Source organism: Kaustia mangrovi (assembly GCF_015482775.1).
GTDB classification, from domain to species: Bacteria; Pseudomonadota; Alphaproteobacteria; order Rhizobiales; family Im1; genus Kaustia; species Kaustia mangrovi.
On the sequence record NZ_CP058214.1, the window covers coordinates 4440317 to 4456573 of the forward strand.

The window sequence follows — 16257 nt, forward strand, 5'->3', positions numbered from 1 at the left end:
TACTTCCTACGAGCTTTGACATTGATCCTCGCTCGGCAATACGATCACGTCGAAAAGGCCAGCCTCGCGCAGAAACGCAGTAAGGGTTTCCGGCAAAGGCTGGCCCTGAGCGACAAACCGTATTGCTTCGGTTAGCTTGTCCTCGTCGGACAGATTCTGGTATCCCAAATTGTGCTGTTCTCCCGTTGTCCTATTATCTAATAGGTGGGAGAAAGCTCAGCCGAAGAAGTACCGGCTGTTCAGAACCTCGTTGATATCGAGGTCGCCTGTTTTGGGAAGTGGAGGTAGGTGTATATCTGCGCTCTCGTGCGCAGACTTGAAGTCAGCCAGAGGCGTATTATCCTCATACAGGGACACGAATGCCTCACGGATTATCCTGTGAAGCTTACCGGTATCAGCAGCGTATGTTCCGTAGTCGTCGTGGATAACAGAAATTGCAGAGATACCTTCATCGAAGGCTCGTCTAACAGTGTCCCGTAAGTGCGCCGCATCCATGCTATGTACGAAATTCGGTGCCACGCTGTTACGCTGCTTACGACTGTCGATCTTGTCGGTGAAGTTACCGACATTCAGCCTGAATCGTCCTGCAAGCTGCGTCTCGATCTGGACGATATTGAGCACCCGGCTTCCTTGGAATATCCGGAAGCCGTCCGGCGTGTCCCAAATCAATGGGCTGTTCGTCTTGCTGACTGCACTGCTGCACTTCTGTAGCCAATCCATGGCGTCACGGGCCGCGACAACGACCTCTCCGATACTGGCCCACATGATCGGGGTAAGCCAGCACGCGGCCTTGAAGTTCCCCCGGAAGTGCTCTCGGTCGTGATCGAGGATGCCGTCGAAGATGTACTTCGTGCAGGACTGCCGGGTCGCCCCGTAGGGCAGGGTCATGACCGGACGCTTAGCGAGGCTGCGAGGTACTTTCCCGTCGCCATGCTTGGCGCAGAAATCAAGCCATAGCTGTGCATCGCCCGCTTTATCCGGGTCGTCCAGAAGCTCGTGCAGCTTCCTCGTACAAACGTCTGCTACCTGCCTGTAGATGTCAGACGGTGCATCAGACGGAACAAGATTTGTTGCTCGTCCCCCTGTGCTATCCCGTAGAGCCGCAGAAAAGTTCTGTAGTCCGTTGCAAGAGCCGTCGAGGCCGATAGGCAGGTGCGATACGAACTCGCTTGCGTCCAGACCCAGGGACTGTAGAGCAATACAGTCTCTGTACTCGAACAGGAATGCAAGGAACTGCCACGGCTTATCTGCGTTAGCCCACAAATCCCTGTGAGATAGAGGGTCATTAGCGCAGGCCAGAAGCTCTTTCTGGTGCTCGTCGATCCACGCCACGCGCTCATCATATGATACCTTGTCGTATCCGAAGCGATTTGCTCCATGTACGCGAAGCCAGTACCATCCCCCGTCTCCAAGCGGTTTCCCTTTCGAGAACCGGAGGATACCTTTAGCAAGGTCGGGTCCCTGTGGAGAAAAGCCCGCAGTGGCTGTGTAGAACCGTCCCCGGAAATCCGCGTACCACACGTACCAGAACTCACCATGTACAGCGAACTCGTTGGCCAGTCTGATGATACGGCTGACTTGGAACGACTTACCGACACGTTCCTTCTCACGGGTATATATTTCGGCTGCCTCGTGCTTCCAGTCCGTGAGCTTCTGCTCTTCATCATCGTTGAGCGTGTCCTTGTTGCGATCCTTGAACGGGCTCGGAGGAACAACGAGCGGGTCTTTCTGCGGCATACCGATACGCAGGTTCCTACGCCACACTTCCTTGACGATTGAAAGGATTTCTGTGTTCACCGACCACGCAGTAGACTGTACCCTGTTCAGGGCCTGCATAGTCGAAGACAAGTCAGCATCTGCAAGAGCATCGCGATGACGCTTGCCGGTCGTCTTGATCATAGGAGTGGATTGACGAAGCTCCGGCGTGTAGTAACCGCCCTGATCGAGCCCGGTCCATTCGTCGGGCGGGATTACGCAGGGCATCTTCTCCGGCCACAGGAACTTAGAGAACTCGTTGTGCTGGTTGATCCACGCTGTAGCTTCCTCGGTCGGAACAACCTGTACCTTGGTCTTACCGTGCTGTCGGTAGGAGCGCTTCTCAATCAGATCGGTATTCGTCAGGATCAGGTCGATTAGCTTCATACCGATCTCGGCACGGGCAGTCGGCGTCCATGCCTCCCACTGGTCGGCGTACTCCTGCGCCTTGTGCGTCAGGACGCGCTGCTTGTACCTGTAGTCCCGTGTTCCCTTCCTCTTGAAGTCCTCAAGGATCGTTCGGTAGTAGTCGCCGTGCATTTCCTCGAACCGAGTGAAGCGGACCTCATCCTCGATCATGCGACCAATACGTACTGCCAGCGAGGCCAATGCACACTCGAAAGTGAACGAATTGAACAGGGCCTGCATGGCGAGGTAGACGGCCTTTTCTGGCTCGCACTGCGAGAGTAGGGGCCGTACCCTCGCTCTCCGACCGGGCTTCGGGTTATCGATAAACTCCCGTAACTCATCGATTAGGGGTTGCATGAACTCCTTGATCAGTCTACGAGCATATGACGTTTCCGAAGCTCGTCCATGTTCCTCCGCTTGTTTCAGATTGCGTTCGTAGTTATCGGCCCCACGCTGGACCATTGTACGCTCTAACTCTAACTGATCTTCGATTGTCTTCACGACTAACACTAAGCCCCGGTCTTCTCTAGCTTCGCAGCCTGCCTCCGTTCACGCGCCTTCTTGTTCCTACGCAAGCGCTTTTCCTCATCCGTCTTGTGTAAGGGATGATACAGACCTGTTTGATCCGTTTCGTGCTTGACGTAGTAAAGAATTAACGCTCCCAACCAATCTTTCACTGTGCCTGTTCGTTTTGCCCTGTTAGCAAGGTTATGTACCTTCCCCTCGATCCCATTACAGTTACGGCATAACGCGCCCCGTATCAGGCCGGACTTGTGATCGTGATCCAAGCATGCAGTAGCCAGTGTTATTGCCTCTGGACACAAAGCGCAGCGACCGTCTTGCCGCTGGATCAATGCCCGCTTCACTTGTGGGATTTCGGCGTGCTTAATACGCCTACGCGCAGCCATGATTGACTGCGACTTTGATGAAGTGATCGATGTACCACTTGGGTGCACTGATACCCAAGCCCCGGAGGAACTTTCGGATCATCCTCCGTACACGCCGTATATCTACATCACCACTGAACGCGAAGCGGGAGTGCGTACGAGCAGCCAGTCCATCTTCGTCAGTCGCGAAGTAAGGAACAATTACTGTAGGGCTGGACAGTCTCATGCAATCGCCCTCCACCAATTTAGTACATCATTCTCGTTGTGTGGCTGTTTACGCATCCATAGAAGCTGACCTTCCGATGCGAATACCTGTCCCCAATGGACGGGTTTGCCTGTTAGCCAGTGGGTATAGCCAGACTGTTCTCCGTAGAGCCGGTACAAAGCCTTGACCGCGTGGAAGCAGGACTTGTTGTCCGGGAGGCTGGCGATCAGGTCGTGGGCGAGGACGGGACCACATGCAGCAGCTTTGCGTTGATCAAGCTTGGCCTGCGCCTTCATCTTCGTGGCTTCGCCTGCATCGGGATCTTTCAGCGTAGCCTGCGCCTTCTCTACAGCCTTGGTCGGCTTCACACGGTTCAGGATCACGCCGGGCAGGGCAGGGAGCCCGCTGATATTGTCCGCCGGATCGCCTGTGAGCATCTGAGCCCAAAAGTACTTCTGACCCTCGCCTACGAGCTTCTTGGTCTTCGTACCCGACGCGGATACCCGCTCCACGAGCTTGATGCTCCCGAACTCGCTGCACTCGGTAATCGCGCCGGTATCCCAATCGACATGGAAGCCGGGCACCATCCGAAGGTCCTTGTCCTTGCTGGCGATGATGCTTAGGTGGCTAGCCCCGTCCTCGATAGCGGCGTACTGCGCAGCAGCCATCCCGTCATCGGCTTCGCACTTCTCGTGCAAGGTTCCGGGGAACCGGTCTGCTAGCCACTTCCGCATGATGTTCAGGTGACGCGGTTTCTGCTTATCCTTACGGTTCGCTTGGTACTCCTTGATGATCGCCTGATCGTACCGTCCGCCCTTGTTGCTCGAACTCGGGGTAAGATGCAGATGCACACGCTCAGCCGCCCCGAGACCCCGAAGGGCCTCGACAGCGATCTCTGCATTGTGCTGCATATCCTCGAAGGTCTTCTCGTCCGATCCGTCTGCCTTCTCGGCAGTGACCATGTAGGCGAGAAAATCAGCATCGATATGGACGGTACGTCCGGGAACCACAGGAGGATAGCTGACGGTATCGGCTTCATGAGCCAAGCCGTCGAGGTCGATACCCTCGAAATGTGGTGTCATTCGTTAGGCGACGAGCCCAAGCGCCGCGAGGGCGTCGTCAGCGGTCGAGCCGGACGGCTCCGCTGCATCGGTAGCCGGGGCATCGACCTGCGTCTCAGCGGGCTTCTCAGCCGCCTCGGTCGGCTGTCCCTCAGAAGGGAGCGTGTCTGGCAGGTCGGCGGTCTCGGCCTTGGTCTCGGTAACGGCCAGATCGTCCACAGCGTTGAGCATCTGGTCTAGCGGGCTGCCGGAGAAGTTGGTTGCCGACTGGATGCGCTCTTGGAGCCAGTTCTTGCTAACCTGCTTGAGCGAGCCGTCCTCCTGCTTGACTTCACGAGTGCCGTCAATGAAGAGGCTGTCCCATGTCTCCTGCGTCGGGTTCTTCCACAGGAACAACCGGATCGGGTAGGTCGGCTCAGAGATATTGTACTCCTTGCGCTCCTGGGTCATGGGATCGACCACATACGGGGCGCTGATACCGAAGTTGCCGTCCTTGTCCAGATTGGCGTACGTAACGTCGCCCCGGCCTTCCTTCTTAACAGTGTTGTGGAAGACCTCTATGATGAATGCCTCGCCCAGCATCTGCGCCAGATGCTTGATATCCCGGCCATAGGTCATCTTATTGAACAGGCGCTTGTACTTAGCCTTCTCGTTCATCTTCTTCGGAAGCTGGATCGAGAGAAGCTGACCATGTCGGTGCTTCTCACCATCGTGTTCCCATTCCCGCATATTCTTATCCGGATGCAGAAGCTCGAACGTGACGCGGACCATTTCGGCATCGGGCTTTTCCTTGCCCATATAGTCCGGCTGCTCGTGCATACCGAGTTCGATGTACTCTACGAATCTGCCAACCGTGATGCCAGCCGGAGGCGGGTCATCGTTGAAATTGTTCTGTTGCTCTACAGACTGATCCTCAAGCTCGGCTGCTGTATCGATCAAGCCCTTGAGATGACTGATGTCGCTCATGTATACAGTCCTCTTACTGTATCTATGTATATCTATTAGGATTTAGACATAGTTATCCTGTCTAGGATACTACTACTAGATATCCTACTAGTTATGTTATAATTAGATACTATTAGATATCTAACAGGTATCTTTTAGACAGATACGCTAAAGTTGATTCTCCTAATAGGCGGGGAAATAGGAGCCGAGCGATCCCGGCTCCCGTAGCTAGTTCCAGTGATGCAGGTCCATCATGTTCTGGCCGTACTCGACCTCGACAGGGAAGGGGACCTGAATGTCCATCCCATGCCGCTTGTTGTAGAACTCAGGGACGCTTTCAAGGATACGCTTAACGTCCGCCGCAACCTCGTCCAATACGTCCTTGTGGCAGTCGATCCACACACAGTCATGGACCGTGTTGATCAGGAATGCCTTGCCTCCGTAGAAGTCCTTCGCAACGAAGTGTCTCCATAGAAGACCGAGCATGGCTTGCACGAACTCGCCGCCTGTACCCTGAATGGGGTAGTTCTTCATTTCAGGCGGGCTAAAGCTGTCCTTGATACCCCGCTTACGGGAGTATTCCGGTGCCTCGTAGCTGCGCCACGAGTACAGGGTTCCGGTAGGAGCCTGCCAATATCCGCGCCGGAATGTCTGCCAGTACCCGTCCGTATTAGGAGCTTGGAACGGGGTAGCTGACTTCATGACAGCGCCTTCTACATCAGCATTGAACAGGGCCACGCCGGGGTACATTTCTTCCTCTGCACGGATAAGCTCCTGTACGTCCTCAATGCCCATGCCGGTACTTGCCGCAATAGCAGCGGCCCCGGCCCCATATGCACGCTGGAAGCTGAACTCCTTGACGCCTGTCCTGCGAGGTTTCCAGACATTGTAGTCCGGGTGGTTCTCGTCCTTGCACCAGACAAGCGCCTCGTCGTACGTGCAGCCGAACTTTGCCGATACGCGCTTGCAGTGAAAGTCGATCTTGTTGCGTAGGTCTTCGCAAAGCTGCTTGTCACCAGACAGTACACCCTGTACCACAACCTCAAGCTGGCTATAGTCGGCTTCGATCATGGCCCCGTCTTTACCGAATCGGCTCACGAACATCTTCTTGACCTCGGACTTGTCGGCGCGAGGTACGTTCTGTAGGTTCGGGTCGGACGACGACAGGCGGGTGGTTACAGTGACGGCATGATTCAGCTTATGGTGCAGCATGTGATCCCAATGCTGCACACAGGTAAGCATTCCTGTGTACTCCCCGGTCTTGGGATCGGTCTTGACGTAGTACGTACCGATCTCCTTATCCAGTTCCTGCTTACGGCACAGGGCTTGTAGGAACGGGATATTCCGGGACGTAATAACTTCGATAACGTCGCTATTTGTGCTGTAGAGCGGAGCCCCATACCCATCTAGATTCTTCGTAGCCCATTCCTCGTTGGCCTTTGTATGACCCGGGAATGTGTAGAAGAAGTCCTGATATTTGACCTTACGATCTCCGGGGACCCTGACCTTCTTGGTCTTGTACTCACCCTTGCGCTTGCCAGACAAGAACGTTACGCCCGGCTCCGTAGGATGCGTTGAACCGTCCTTATGGACGTAGTGCGTTTCAGTATTCTGCGACCGCGCCCATTCCCCGGTCTCCGGGTCCTTGTATGGGGCCTGCTTCTGGTACTTCACCGTGCCGCCGAAGATCAGGCAGCTTGAGTGCACCCTAGAGCCCCAATTGAAGGTGAAGGGCAGGTCATCCGGGATATAGGCGTCTAGGCTCTCAGTGGCCTCCGAAAGCTCGGCATTTAGCTCTCTGAGCCGCTTGCCCGCCTCGGCCACGTCGATCTTGATGCCCCGGAACTCCATATCGGTCGTTGCGAGCAGGCCGTCCATCCGGTCTTGGATCATCTTAAGCTGACCCTGCTCGACGGCCCGCTTGGCCTGCCCAAGGAACACCAGTTCGGTATTGCGGATATCCCCGCCGTTCCGGCCCTCTTCCTCCGTACCGACGAGATAGTCGATCAGCAGGTCCTCGGGGATTTCAGAAGTCAGCTTCCCTGCTTGCCACAGGGCCTTGACCTCATCGATCTTCGTGGTTCCTCCGTACTTCGGGGCCGTATCGTTCAGGGAGCACATCTGCGCATCCGGCTTCTGCGCTTCCAGCAAGTACTCTACGTACTGGCAATCCCATATCTTTCCGCCACGCTTGTAGAATGCGTACAGATCGGGATTGCCCTGAGCCATTTCCCACAGCAGGTCGAACTTGATATTGAACCCAACAAGTAATGTCACTTGTTCCGGGATCGACAGATAGGTTGTACGGTCGTGCTCCGGGTGGTAGGTCCAACTGCACTTCTTATCTCCCTGCCTCTTCCAGCCTCGGGCGACAATCCAGTTCTGCTCTAGGAATGGGTTAGCTTTCCGCTTGTAGCCGTGATGCGTCTCCGTTTCCTCGTCAAATACCAGATACATCGGCGTTCTCGGGCTTGATACGCATAGGCCACGGGTATTTCTGTTGCAGCTTGATAAATTGCTTCAACGAAGCCTCGTGTCCCCAATCTGTACGAAGAAGTGTGATCATATGATCCTGCCTGTCTCTATTGAACGCTTCCGTGGTGTACAGAGCGTTATGCGAGAGACCGGCTTGACAGATGCCGAGATTGAAGCGGTCAACGATGTTGGTAAGCGTAAAACCGCTGTGGATGCCAACCAGATTGACCGCGTGTCCATTCAGTATAGGAAACTGCGCAGCAACGCTGTCCTTTACGTTGAACTCTTCCTGCATGGATACACTCTGGTGTATATACTCATCTGTGTTGCTCATATCTTCGGTAGCGCAAATTCCTCTTCTGCGCAGACTGATACTTGCGTTGGCGAAGTGCTCTTCTGAGACGTAAATGTCTACATCTCGATACTGGTTTCCGGTTATCGAATCCCGTACGTATCCGCCGCAGATGTAGGCAACGATCTCCATACCTGCCAGCCACTTGAGCAGGTCCTGTCCCTGCTCAATACGGTGTACAAGCGTGTCTTCCATACGACCTCCTAGATGCGGTCTGCTTCGACCTTATCGGGACGCCAGCGCTGGAACGTTGGTTGACGTAATGCGTCGTACGCTTCATCCCGCATGTATTTGATCTCTGCGATCTGGCCACGCCTGAATGCACCGGCCTTGTAGTCCAGCCAGAGCGCCTTCCGTTCCTTGTGCGTGAGCTTGCCGGGACCTACTCCGATCTGGACGCGAGCAAGTGTCCCGTCCTCTTGAAGCTGGTGCATGGCGGCGATAACCCGACCGACCATGCCTAATGGCTTCCCGGCCTCGTCCTGCGCCTCACAGAAGCCCACGATCTCAAGGTCGATTGTCGGCGTCGGCTTGAGCCGCTGTGTTCCCCAGCATCGCTTGCCGGGCTGGAATGGCTTTGTGGCCGAATGGACGACGCTTCCCTCGGCATTGGGGTTGGCCCTCATGATGGCCTCGTGGGCCAGTAGAGCGGCTTCCTCGTCCTCGACAACGATGTACGGGATAAGCTGGATAGGCATGTCCTCGGGAGCCATACCGATCTTACCGGCAATGTCCTCAAGGACGATCTTGGTTGCCTCCATGCGCTTTCTGTAAGGCGCATTGCGATACTGCTCGTCGTCCCCGTAATTCGGGAACATATCGAACACGTACATGACCAGATCGGCGCTAGGCTTCTTGGCCCGGACCTTGCCCGATATATCTTTGAAGCTCTCGCCTCGGATATACAGTTCACCGACAAGCTCGACACCCGGACAGTACGAAAGGTGTTCCTCGTAGAAGTCCGTAATGTGCTTGATGCTGGTGATCTCCTCTCCCTGTCGGGTCAGGGCTAGTCCCTTCCCGTGACCCCGGACAAGACGCACCGGAACCCCGTCGAGCTTTTCGCTCAACAGGGCCGGAAACGCCATCTTGTCAGGGGTCCAGTTCTTGAGGAGTTCGATGGTCTCGTTAGCCACCGTAGAACACATTTCGGAACAGGCCGGTCATGTCTCTGTAGACATCCCGCCAATTACGTTCGCGGAGCCACCAAGGATCGATACCAAGACCTACTCGGTCGTCGCCCATACCCTCATCGCCGATCTCATCGAACAGTGCGTTGCGTTCATCGATGTAGATAGCCTTGTCATACGGGTGTACATCGTCCAGATCACTAAGCGGCACCCCGAACGTGCGGGCGATCTGGATAAGCACGTCTTCCTCGGCAGCCTGATAATCAGGAAACTCGTATTTGATCGGAGACGCCAGATCGTTGAAGAATGCCTCAGCGAAGTCATGAATGAGCGCAGCCTTCATCAATCTATTTGGCACATTCATTGACAGGGCGTGGCTATGCTGGCCGACCGAGTACGGGTACTTGGCCCAGCCGGTATATCGGTTAATGCAAGAGAGGGCGTGACAGAAATCCACGCTCCGGATGTCGTCCCGCGTTAAGCGCCACGGATCGACAAGTCGCCCTCCCTTAGTCCTAATTGCTGCCATTCGTAATGTGATCCTTCGGAGGGGTGTTGTACGTCAGGAAATCCTCTTCGGGATGCGCTCTGATGTACATTTCAAGCTGGAACATGAGGTTCGTAGCCTCGTGCGCCATGTGGAGAAGATTACTCTCGCGGTCTCGAAGCTCGCCCTTGTCCCGGTCACGGCGGTGCCTACGGGCCGCGCTGTCGTAGCGAGGCATGTCTACCTGCTGCCAGCCTGCGCGCTTCCCGTACTTCTCCTTGCCGTAGTCCAGTACCCGATTCATGACCTCAAGAGCATGCGCAAGATCGACCTCAACTAGTACCGGATCGGACTTCCCACCGTCAGCCTTCTGGCTTTGGTCATTGTCGTAGTGCTGAACGGAAGGCATACGGAAGATCGCTTCACGAACGCCTGCCTTTGGCGGCCACTCAAGGTAGCCGGGTTCGATTTTCTTGGCCCGGTCATACAGGTCCTGAATAGGATGCTGATGGGGCTTCGGAAAAATGCAGAGGGAAGCGTCACCGCAGCCGTATTTGCACACTTGGTTGTTGGCGGGGCAGACAGTCTGACGCCACGATATAGGCTTATGCTTCGCGCATCCCTGATCTATACACGTACCAGATGCCTTGCTATATTTGCACGGTTTGTATTCGCAGCCTGTGCTCATATTAGGCCCTCCATTTATTGCCGCGCTGTGTAACAATGCAGCGCTTGCCTGATGGGTAGGTGATGATGCTGGAATGCGACCACGACGAAGGACCGGTGTTGTAGTCCATGTCGAGCTTCGCAAGGACACCGGCTGTCCATACACCGTCAACGATACCTGCGCTATGTGTGTGTCCGGTATTGGCTTTCCGTCCGAGTTGTCGGAATGCTTTCGGATTGCCGCGTGCACCGTTCGGTCCCCGGTGTCCGTGCATGCCGTGCTCGATGTCATGGATGACAACGCTCTCGTCTTCCGCGATGAATCGTACTCCCGACAGATCGAGCCCGCGCTTGCGCTCAGCATCCGACATGGCCCAAACGAACACGTCCAGATCGTTCCCGGCCTCGATGGCCCGGAGCTTCTGATAATTCGCCTCGTGCCAGTACCTGGAGTTAACCGGGTCCTCGACGCCGCGCGGGTCCTGTAGCCAGCGCTCGAATGCCTGATCGTGGTTGGATCGGATGACGTTGATAATCGCGTCCGGGAATGCCCGATTGAGACCATGAAGGAACCGCGCCCCGGCGATCATGCCGTGCTCAACTACGTCGATCCCTTGGAAGTGCTGCCGTGCACGGAAATACGGATCACTCAGGTTGTGATGATTGCGCGGCTCGAAGTCGATCAGATCATGCACGAAGACGTGCCTCGGCTTGACCGCATTCATCATCCCGAAAGCCCCGCCAAGGGCATACGGATCGATCTTCTCGATATGGATATCCCCAAGGGTCACAAGGCTGTAACCCATATCGGAAGCGGGTGCAGACCAGCCCGGCCCATAGGCCGTGTCGATGTCGTAGAACACGCCGTTGTCGTCAGCCATTAGCTGGCGGGCGAACCAGTCGCCGTCCTCATCGATCTCGACGTACAGCGCACCGAATACATGGTGGAAGGTCGCAACCTGTCCCGCCTTGCGCTCGATATAGTTCCGCAGTGTGCATGCCCCGGTCGTGTACATGAACTTCGCAGGCTCGTGCTTCATGGTAGCCTGAGACTGCATATGCACCTTGGTATGCGGGACGATGCCCGAGTTAGGCCCGGTGTAGTTCTGTAGTGTTCCCAGCGGCGTCACCGCAGTTGGGAGGATATCAAGCTCACCACAGAAGATCAGGCCGTCAGCGACCTTTACCTGCTCGTCCAGAACATACGGTTTGATCTTCGGATCGTACCAAAGCTCGTCGTCATCCTTGGTAATGCGCTGATTTCCCCAGCCCGTCTTGTTGTAGCTGAACCGGGACACATGAAGCTCAGCGTCGTTAAGCTCAGCGAAGTGCAACAGGGCTTCCCAAAAGGGTGTATGCAGGAACGTATTGTTCTGCGCTGCCGTGAAAAGGAAGCGCCGACCGGGGAGGGTCCGCCGCCGCTCGTCGGGCGCTTCCAGCGTGCCGCCTGCAAGCGGTTTCTCGGGCTCGTCAGGAGCCGCTTCATCCTCTCCGGTGCCTACCTCGTCTGTCAGGACGAACGACGCCCGAGCACCGCTGAGGCGGCTCTTGCGGCCCTCCATATACGGGCGCTTCGGGATACCGAGATAATCCCGCCATGCCTCCCGGATTTGAGCACGGGGAGCGCTACCCTTAAGAGCCTGCTCGACCTTCTGCAAGGTCAGGCTCGGGCCATGCCGATTAAGAAGCTCGGCAATCAGTGTCGATAATTCTCCGTGGTCTCTCGTCATGTTCCTATTGGCACGTCCTTGTATCTTGCTCGTATGCCGTCGAAGATGACCTCCGCTCTCGGATCGGCTGGCCCGTCCGGTCTACGGAGCTTGTTCTTCGGGAGGCCGACAAAGCGGCTAGTGGCTAGGCCGGGGTCGTTACTCGCCCCAAGCATAAGCTGGAAGTCGCAGGCACCCTGCTTACCGGTCTTGCTATCCTTGAGCATGCCCAGCGTAGGGAACTGCAACCCGTCGCCATCGTTGCTGATCTGGCTTGTAGCCAGTCCGATGCAGTCGTACTTGACGCTACGTTCACGAGCCCACTTGTACATTTCCTCAAGCTGTAGGTCTGTACGGGCTTCGTGACCAAATCCCCTAATATTGTCGATCATGTCGTACACGATCACTCCGGGGTTATTCTCGTCTAGGATCGTCTCGACATGCCCGGTATTGCAGCCGTGAATATCGATGATCCGTATCTTGTCTAGCCGACCGCCAATCGCCTCGCGATACATGCCCTCGGCCTTACCAGCGGCGTGCAGCTCCTTTAGCTCGCTCATAGACACGTTCAGGGCAGACTGGTACAGGCGAGGAATGATCCGCTTTCCGGGTCCCTCGTTGTTCAGCCAGATTACATTTCGGTCGGGAGGAAGCTGCGCTGCGAAGTTCGTAACCTCGCAGGTCATGAAGGTCGTCTTACCCTTGTCGGGCCGACCTGCAACGATCCCGAAGTCGCCGGGGCGTAGTCCACGCATGCTCTCGTTCATGCAAGTGAGACGCCACGACAGACCACTGTCATCGAACTCGTCTTGCAAAAGCTCCCCAATAGGCGTGTCTATGTATACGATTGACTTGAGGCCAAGGCGGGACCGATAGCCTTCCAGTGCCGAAGACACAGCTTGGAATGCGTCGGGTAACTCGCCGTCCTCGTGCTGATTGGCGAGATTAGCCAGAGCCGTCATAAGCTCGATCTCGGCTAGCTCGCCCATGATGTTCGTACGGGTGTCGTCATCGACAGGCTTCGCAGCGTTCCGCAGTACATTGATGAACTGGTTCAGCCGCTCCTGCTTCATCTTCGGATACCAAGCCTTGAAGCGGGGAAGGAAGGTAGTTAGGTCAACTTCCTTATGGTTCGGGTGCTTCTCGAAGTATCGTCCGAAGTCATTGATCAGAGATACTGTCTCTGCGCCCAATGACGCTCTTGGTATGATATCCCGGAGCCGGTAGTAGTCGTTGCGATGACGCATGACCCGTAGAAGTGATACGTCGATCACAGGGTCAGTATTCTCCTTATTTCCCTATTGCTATATGCCCTAGGGTCACTCTCTGTGTAGATATTCTGTACTTCGTAGCCCATTAGGGTCAGGGTGCGAGCGAGACGGGATGCTGCTCTTCGACCGGGCGCGTCCCCGTCAAGCCACAGTCCGATCCATCCAGCTTGAGGCGGTATGTCTCGTAGTGCTCTTGATAGCTGAGCATCAGACGCACTTGTACCCAATAGGGACACGGAGCGCCGTACGAGACGGCCAACACGTACCGCCGACAATATGTCTTCCGTGAAGACAACACCCGGTCCAGAAGCCTCTGCCCATGCCTTCGCGGAAGGAAGTGCAGCGCTAGGGCAAGACACAAACACCGCCTCGGATGGGGAAACCATCCTCTCAATATACTTCGGACGCGCATTGATTGTGCTCCTTGCTGTGAAGCCAAGTAGCTTCCCGTTGTCGTATACGGGTAGGACTACGCGCTTCAAAGATGGGCTGTACCCGAAGCCGTAATGACGAGCTAGGCCAGAGCCTATACCCGCCATGTACAGCCACACGGCCTCCCGTGGAGGAATGTCTGTTGTGAAGTCCTTGGGGAGTGCTACGGTCTTGCTCTCGGTTAGAGCTAGCTCAGCCTTGCGGCGACGAAGCTCCTGTACAGAGAACAAACCGTGCGAAACGAAGGGCTTGGCCCCGCACCGGAAGCAGTACCCGCGATAGCCCTTCACATCGTTCGTGACGAGCATGGACCTGTCGGAGGCACAGCATTCGATCTTGGTAGACCGCCCGGCAGGCAGGGCCTTGGCCCGAACCAGCCAGTACGGGTCCGCCATTCACTGTCCGTCGATGATGTAGTACAGGACCCGCTTGGGGTTCACTAGGATGAAGCCCTCGTCCGACCAGAAGCGCAGCCAAGTACCCATGTGGTTGATCTTGGTCACGTTCCGCAGGTTCAGGTGATCGCCATTGTCGAAGACGATCTTCCGCTTCTGCTCGATGACGGCCTCACCGGCCTCGTTCTGTTGCGGCGTAATGGTATTCTTTGACATGTACACTCACTCGTTAGGAATTGCGCAGCCCTGATCGGCCAGAACCTCGTTCGATGTCAGGGCTTCCCTGACTTCCTCGTCGGTCATCTGGTCGATAACCGCATCGCTATATCGGTTGGCACTCGTGGTGCAGTTAGCGTCTACCCCACCTGTCGCGCAGGCGCTGACGAGCGTCGCGAGCAGACATAGCGTCAATACGAGCCTCAATGCGCTTGGCCTCCTTCATTGCCTCAAGCTGGGCACGCGCTTGCTCAAGACGCGCCTTGGTCTTTCCGGCGCGGCTCACATAGGCGAACGCGCCGAGAATTGCTGTGACGATCCCAAGACCGGCAAGAATGTACATGCCAGCCTTGGACCAGACTGTTTTCAGGAAGCCGACAAGGACCGCGATCATGCGGTCTGAGCCCGCTTGTAGATGACGTACGTAGTCACGCCGAGAATGACGCTCGAAGCGCCAACCAATGCGATAGCCTGCCCGTACTCACCAAGGGATTGCAGATAGTCGAGCACGACGCGCATATGGTCGAATGCTCCTGAGACCTCCGTCACCACAGCAACTGTCGTAGCCCCTGCGGCAGCCGTACCGGCAGCGGCCTTCGCCCCGGCCTTCTTCGGCTTCACATTGTCCTCAAGTGCCTTCTCGATAGCCTCTCGTGTGATAGGACCGATGATACCGTCAGGATCAAGACCGTGCGCAGACTGGAAAGCCTGAACGGTCTCGAAGCCGAGCTTATTGATGGACCGCACTTCCTCGCGGAGGTCGAACTCGTCGCGGCTGCGGGGATCACGCTCGTACTTCTTGACAGCACGCTCGATCTTCGCCGCGTAACTATTCCTGCGGTATGCTGGGCCGTTGTAGAGGCGGGCGAACTTATGCCAGTCCCGATCCTCGATAGCCTGCATGAGGCCGTCGCTCATCTCGATGAAGCCGAGCATAAGTTCGACCTGTCCGGCGAGAGAGACGTTCGCGCGAACCCACATATCCTGTGGGCTAGCGTACCCAAGAAAATCGTAGTGTTCGCCCATGACCTGACCGACGCCCATGCTGATCGATTTCAGGGCTGCGCCAGGGTCGATGTCCATCCACCGATAGAGCATTTCGTATCTGCCCCGGTAGGTAGACGGCACCTTGGTCTTACCGGCCTTCGGATGCGCCAGACCGAGACTTACGGCCCTGCTGCGCTTGCTCTCCGGGAGGTTCCGGTAGAAGTAGTGTCCCTCAAGATTGATCGCGGGCCGCCGCTCTCCGTCTACAGTCCAGAATGCCCGGCCTGCGCTCTCGACCTCGGCAACGCCTAAAGCCCACGCGAGGGGAATGTCGTATTCCGCGCACAGCATACTGATGGCTACGCGGTCTGCGCTGTTGAACATATGTTGTCCTCAGTACTCGGTTGAAAACTCGTAGTCCTCGTCGCGATCTGTATAGTCAACGACGAAATCCCACGTATCTACAGGGTAGTGCCCAAAATGCTCCATATGCTTCTCCCTGCCGACGATCAGAGCGTGCGCCAGTGCGAGCCAGCGAGCGACAACAAAGTCGTACTCGTGTTCATCAAGGATCAGTGTAGAGACAGCAATGAAGATATTGTTGGGCGTAGCGTTTCGCACGTTCCTCGTTGCATATGCAGCCAGCGCATAGAAAGAATGTTCAGCCCGAGCGCTTCCGAAGATCGTATGATTGTCCTGTTCTTCGTGTATCGTGTAGTGGTGCGAGCCTTTTGTGAAGCCGTACATAATACCGAGCTTTTCAACCAAACTGACAACAGCGTCGTCAAATAACTCGTCTAAGCTGTTTGACATTATGATCCTCGCAGGTGTGCTGAACAAAAAAAGGGAGGCCCCGAAGGACCTCCCATTGAGTGC

General features: G+C 56.0%; 16 protein-coding genes. All 16 read right to left on the bottom strand.

Translation table 11 applies throughout. The features are described from left to right. Positions 1-216 precede the first annotated feature (216 nt). The 16 genes from HW532_RS20945 to HW532_RS21020 all read right to left on the bottom strand — a co-directional run bounded on the left by HW532_RS20945 (position 217) and on the right by HW532_RS21020 (position 16194). The gene (locus HW532_RS20945; protein ID WP_246480006.1) at positions 217-2625 is read right to left on the bottom strand and encodes a DNA-directed RNA polymerase; all 2409 of its coding nucleotides are present in this window, start codon (positions 2623-2625) and stop codon (positions 217-219) included. Positions 2626-2672: 47 nt separating this feature from the next. Continuing rightward, positions 2673-3071 (bottom strand): endonuclease domain-containing protein, encoded by a 399-nt coding sequence (locus HW532_RS22580; protein ID WP_213162314.1) that lies wholly within the window; start codon positions 3069-3071, stop codon positions 2673-2675. A 201-nt stretch (positions 3072-3272) separates the two neighbouring features. Beyond that, the gene (locus HW532_RS20955) at positions 3273-4337 is read right to left on the bottom strand and encodes a hypothetical protein (RefSeq protein WP_213162315.1); all 1065 of its coding nucleotides are present in this window, start codon (positions 4335-4337) and stop codon (positions 3273-3275) included. Between the two features lie 3 nt (positions 4338-4340). Further along, on the bottom strand, positions 4341-5282 hold the full coding sequence (locus HW532_RS20960; RefSeq protein ID WP_213162316.1) for a hypothetical protein: 942 nt from the start codon (positions 5280-5282) through the stop codon (positions 4341-4343). 207 nt (positions 5283-5489) lie between these two features. Continuing rightward, positions 5490-7718 carry a DNA polymerase gene (locus HW532_RS20965; RefSeq protein ID WP_213162317.1) on the bottom strand — a complete coding sequence of 743 codons (2229 nt, stop codon included), beginning with the start codon at positions 7716-7718 and terminating at the stop codon, positions 5490-5492. Then, positions 7702-8283 carry a hypothetical protein gene (locus tag HW532_RS20970; RefSeq protein ID WP_213162318.1) on the bottom strand — a complete coding sequence of 194 codons (582 nt, stop codon included), beginning with the start codon at positions 8281-8283 and terminating at the stop codon, positions 7702-7704. Before HW532_RS20970 ends, HW532_RS20965 begins: the two co-directional genes overlap by 17 nt. A gap of 8 nt (positions 8284-8291) precedes the next feature. Continuing rightward, the gene (locus HW532_RS20975) at positions 8292-9224 is read right to left on the bottom strand and encodes an ATP-dependent DNA ligase (RefSeq protein ID WP_213162319.1); all 933 of its coding nucleotides are present in this window, start codon (positions 9222-9224) and stop codon (positions 8292-8294) included. After that, positions 9217-9747 carry an HD domain-containing protein gene (locus HW532_RS20980; RefSeq protein ID WP_213162320.1) on the bottom strand — a complete coding sequence of 177 codons (531 nt, stop codon included), beginning with the start codon at positions 9745-9747 and terminating at the stop codon, positions 9217-9219. Before HW532_RS20980 ends, HW532_RS20975 begins: the two co-directional genes overlap by 8 nt. Further along, entirely contained in the window at positions 9734-10393 is a 660-nt protein-coding gene (locus tag HW532_RS20985; RefSeq protein WP_213162321.1) for a dATP/dGTP diphosphohydrolase domain-containing protein, read from the bottom strand. Before HW532_RS20985 ends, HW532_RS20980 begins: the two co-directional genes overlap by 14 nt. Position 10394: 1 nt before the next feature. Beyond that, the gene (locus HW532_RS20990) at positions 10395-12101 is read right to left on the bottom strand and encodes a hypothetical protein (protein WP_213162322.1); all 1707 of its coding nucleotides are present in this window, start codon (positions 12099-12101) and stop codon (positions 10395-10397) included. After that, positions 12098-13354 carry an AAA family ATPase gene (locus HW532_RS20995; protein WP_213162323.1) on the bottom strand — a complete coding sequence of 419 codons (1257 nt, stop codon included), beginning with the start codon at positions 13352-13354 and terminating at the stop codon, positions 12098-12100. The genes HW532_RS20990 and HW532_RS20995 overlap by 4 nt, the downstream gene beginning before the upstream one ends. After that, on the bottom strand, positions 13351-14178 hold the full coding sequence (locus HW532_RS22585) for a toprim domain-containing protein (protein ID WP_425491901.1): 828 nt from the start codon (positions 14176-14178) through the stop codon (positions 13351-13353). Before HW532_RS22585 ends, HW532_RS20995 begins: the two co-directional genes overlap by 4 nt. Next, entirely contained in the window at positions 14179-14394 is a 216-nt protein-coding gene (locus HW532_RS21005; protein WP_213162325.1) for a hypothetical protein, read from the bottom strand. A gap of 133 nt (positions 14395-14527) precedes the next feature. Beyond that, positions 14528-14788, bottom strand: coding sequence for a hypothetical protein (locus HW532_RS21010; protein WP_213162326.1), 261 nt, complete (start codon positions 14786-14788; stop codon positions 14528-14530). Then, positions 14785-15765 (bottom strand): N-acetylmuramidase domain-containing protein, encoded by a 981-nt coding sequence (locus HW532_RS21015; protein ID WP_213162327.1) that lies wholly within the window; start codon positions 15763-15765, stop codon positions 14785-14787. The genes HW532_RS21010 and HW532_RS21015 overlap by 4 nt, the downstream gene beginning before the upstream one ends. Positions 15766-15774: 9 nt before the next feature. Beyond that, positions 15775-16194, bottom strand: coding sequence for a hypothetical protein (locus HW532_RS21020; protein ID WP_213162328.1), 420 nt, complete (start codon positions 16192-16194; stop codon positions 15775-15777). Positions 16195-16257 lie beyond the last annotated feature (63 nt).

Coding starts and splice junctions, on each gene's coding strand:
- HW532_RS20945 (WP_246480006.1), bottom strand. CDS start 2,625: ATGGTCCAGCGTGGGGCCGATAACTACGAACGCAATCTGAAACAAGCG.
- HW532_RS22580 (WP_213162314.1), bottom strand. CDS start 3,071: ATGGCTGCGCGTAGGCGTATTAAGCACGCCGAAATCCCACAAGTGAAG.
- HW532_RS20955 (WP_213162315.1), bottom strand. CDS start 4,337: ATGACACCACATTTCGAGGGTATCGACCTCGACGGCTTGGCTCATGAA.
- HW532_RS20960 (WP_213162316.1), bottom strand. CDS start 5,282: ATGAGCGACATCAGTCATCTCAAGGGCTTGATCGATACAGCAGCCGAG.
- HW532_RS20965 (WP_213162317.1), bottom strand. CDS start 7,718: ATGTATCTGGTATTTGACGAGGAAACGGAGACGCATCACGGCTACAAG.
- HW532_RS20970 (WP_213162318.1), bottom strand. CDS start 8,283: ATGGAAGACACGCTTGTACACCGTATTGAGCAGGGACAGGACCTGCTC.
- HW532_RS20980 (WP_213162320.1), bottom strand. CDS start 9,747: ATGGCAGCAATTAGGACTAAGGGAGGGCGACTTGTCGATCCGTGGCGC.
- HW532_RS20985 (WP_213162321.1), bottom strand. CDS start 10,393: ATGAGCACAGGCTGCGAATACAAACCGTGCAAATATAGCAAGGCATCT.
- HW532_RS20990 (WP_213162322.1), bottom strand. CDS start 12,101: ATGACGAGAGACCACGGAGAATTATCGACACTGATTGCCGAGCTTCTT.
- HW532_RS22585 (WP_425491901.1), bottom strand. CDS start 14,178: ATGGCGGACCCGTACTGGCTGGTTCGGGCCAAGGCCCTGCCTGCCGGG.
- HW532_RS21005 (WP_213162325.1), bottom strand. CDS start 14,394: ATGTCAAAGAATACCATTACGCCGCAACAGAACGAGGCCGGTGAGGCC.
- HW532_RS21010 (WP_213162326.1), bottom strand. CDS start 14,788: ATGATCGCGGTCCTTGTCGGCTTCCTGAAAACAGTCTGGTCCAAGGCT.
- HW532_RS21015 (WP_213162327.1), bottom strand. CDS start 15,765: ATGTTCAACAGCGCAGACCGCGTAGCCATCAGTATGCTGTGCGCGGAA.
- HW532_RS21020 (WP_213162328.1), bottom strand. CDS start 16,194: ATGTCAAACAGCTTAGACGAGTTATTTGACGACGCTGTTGTCAGTTTG.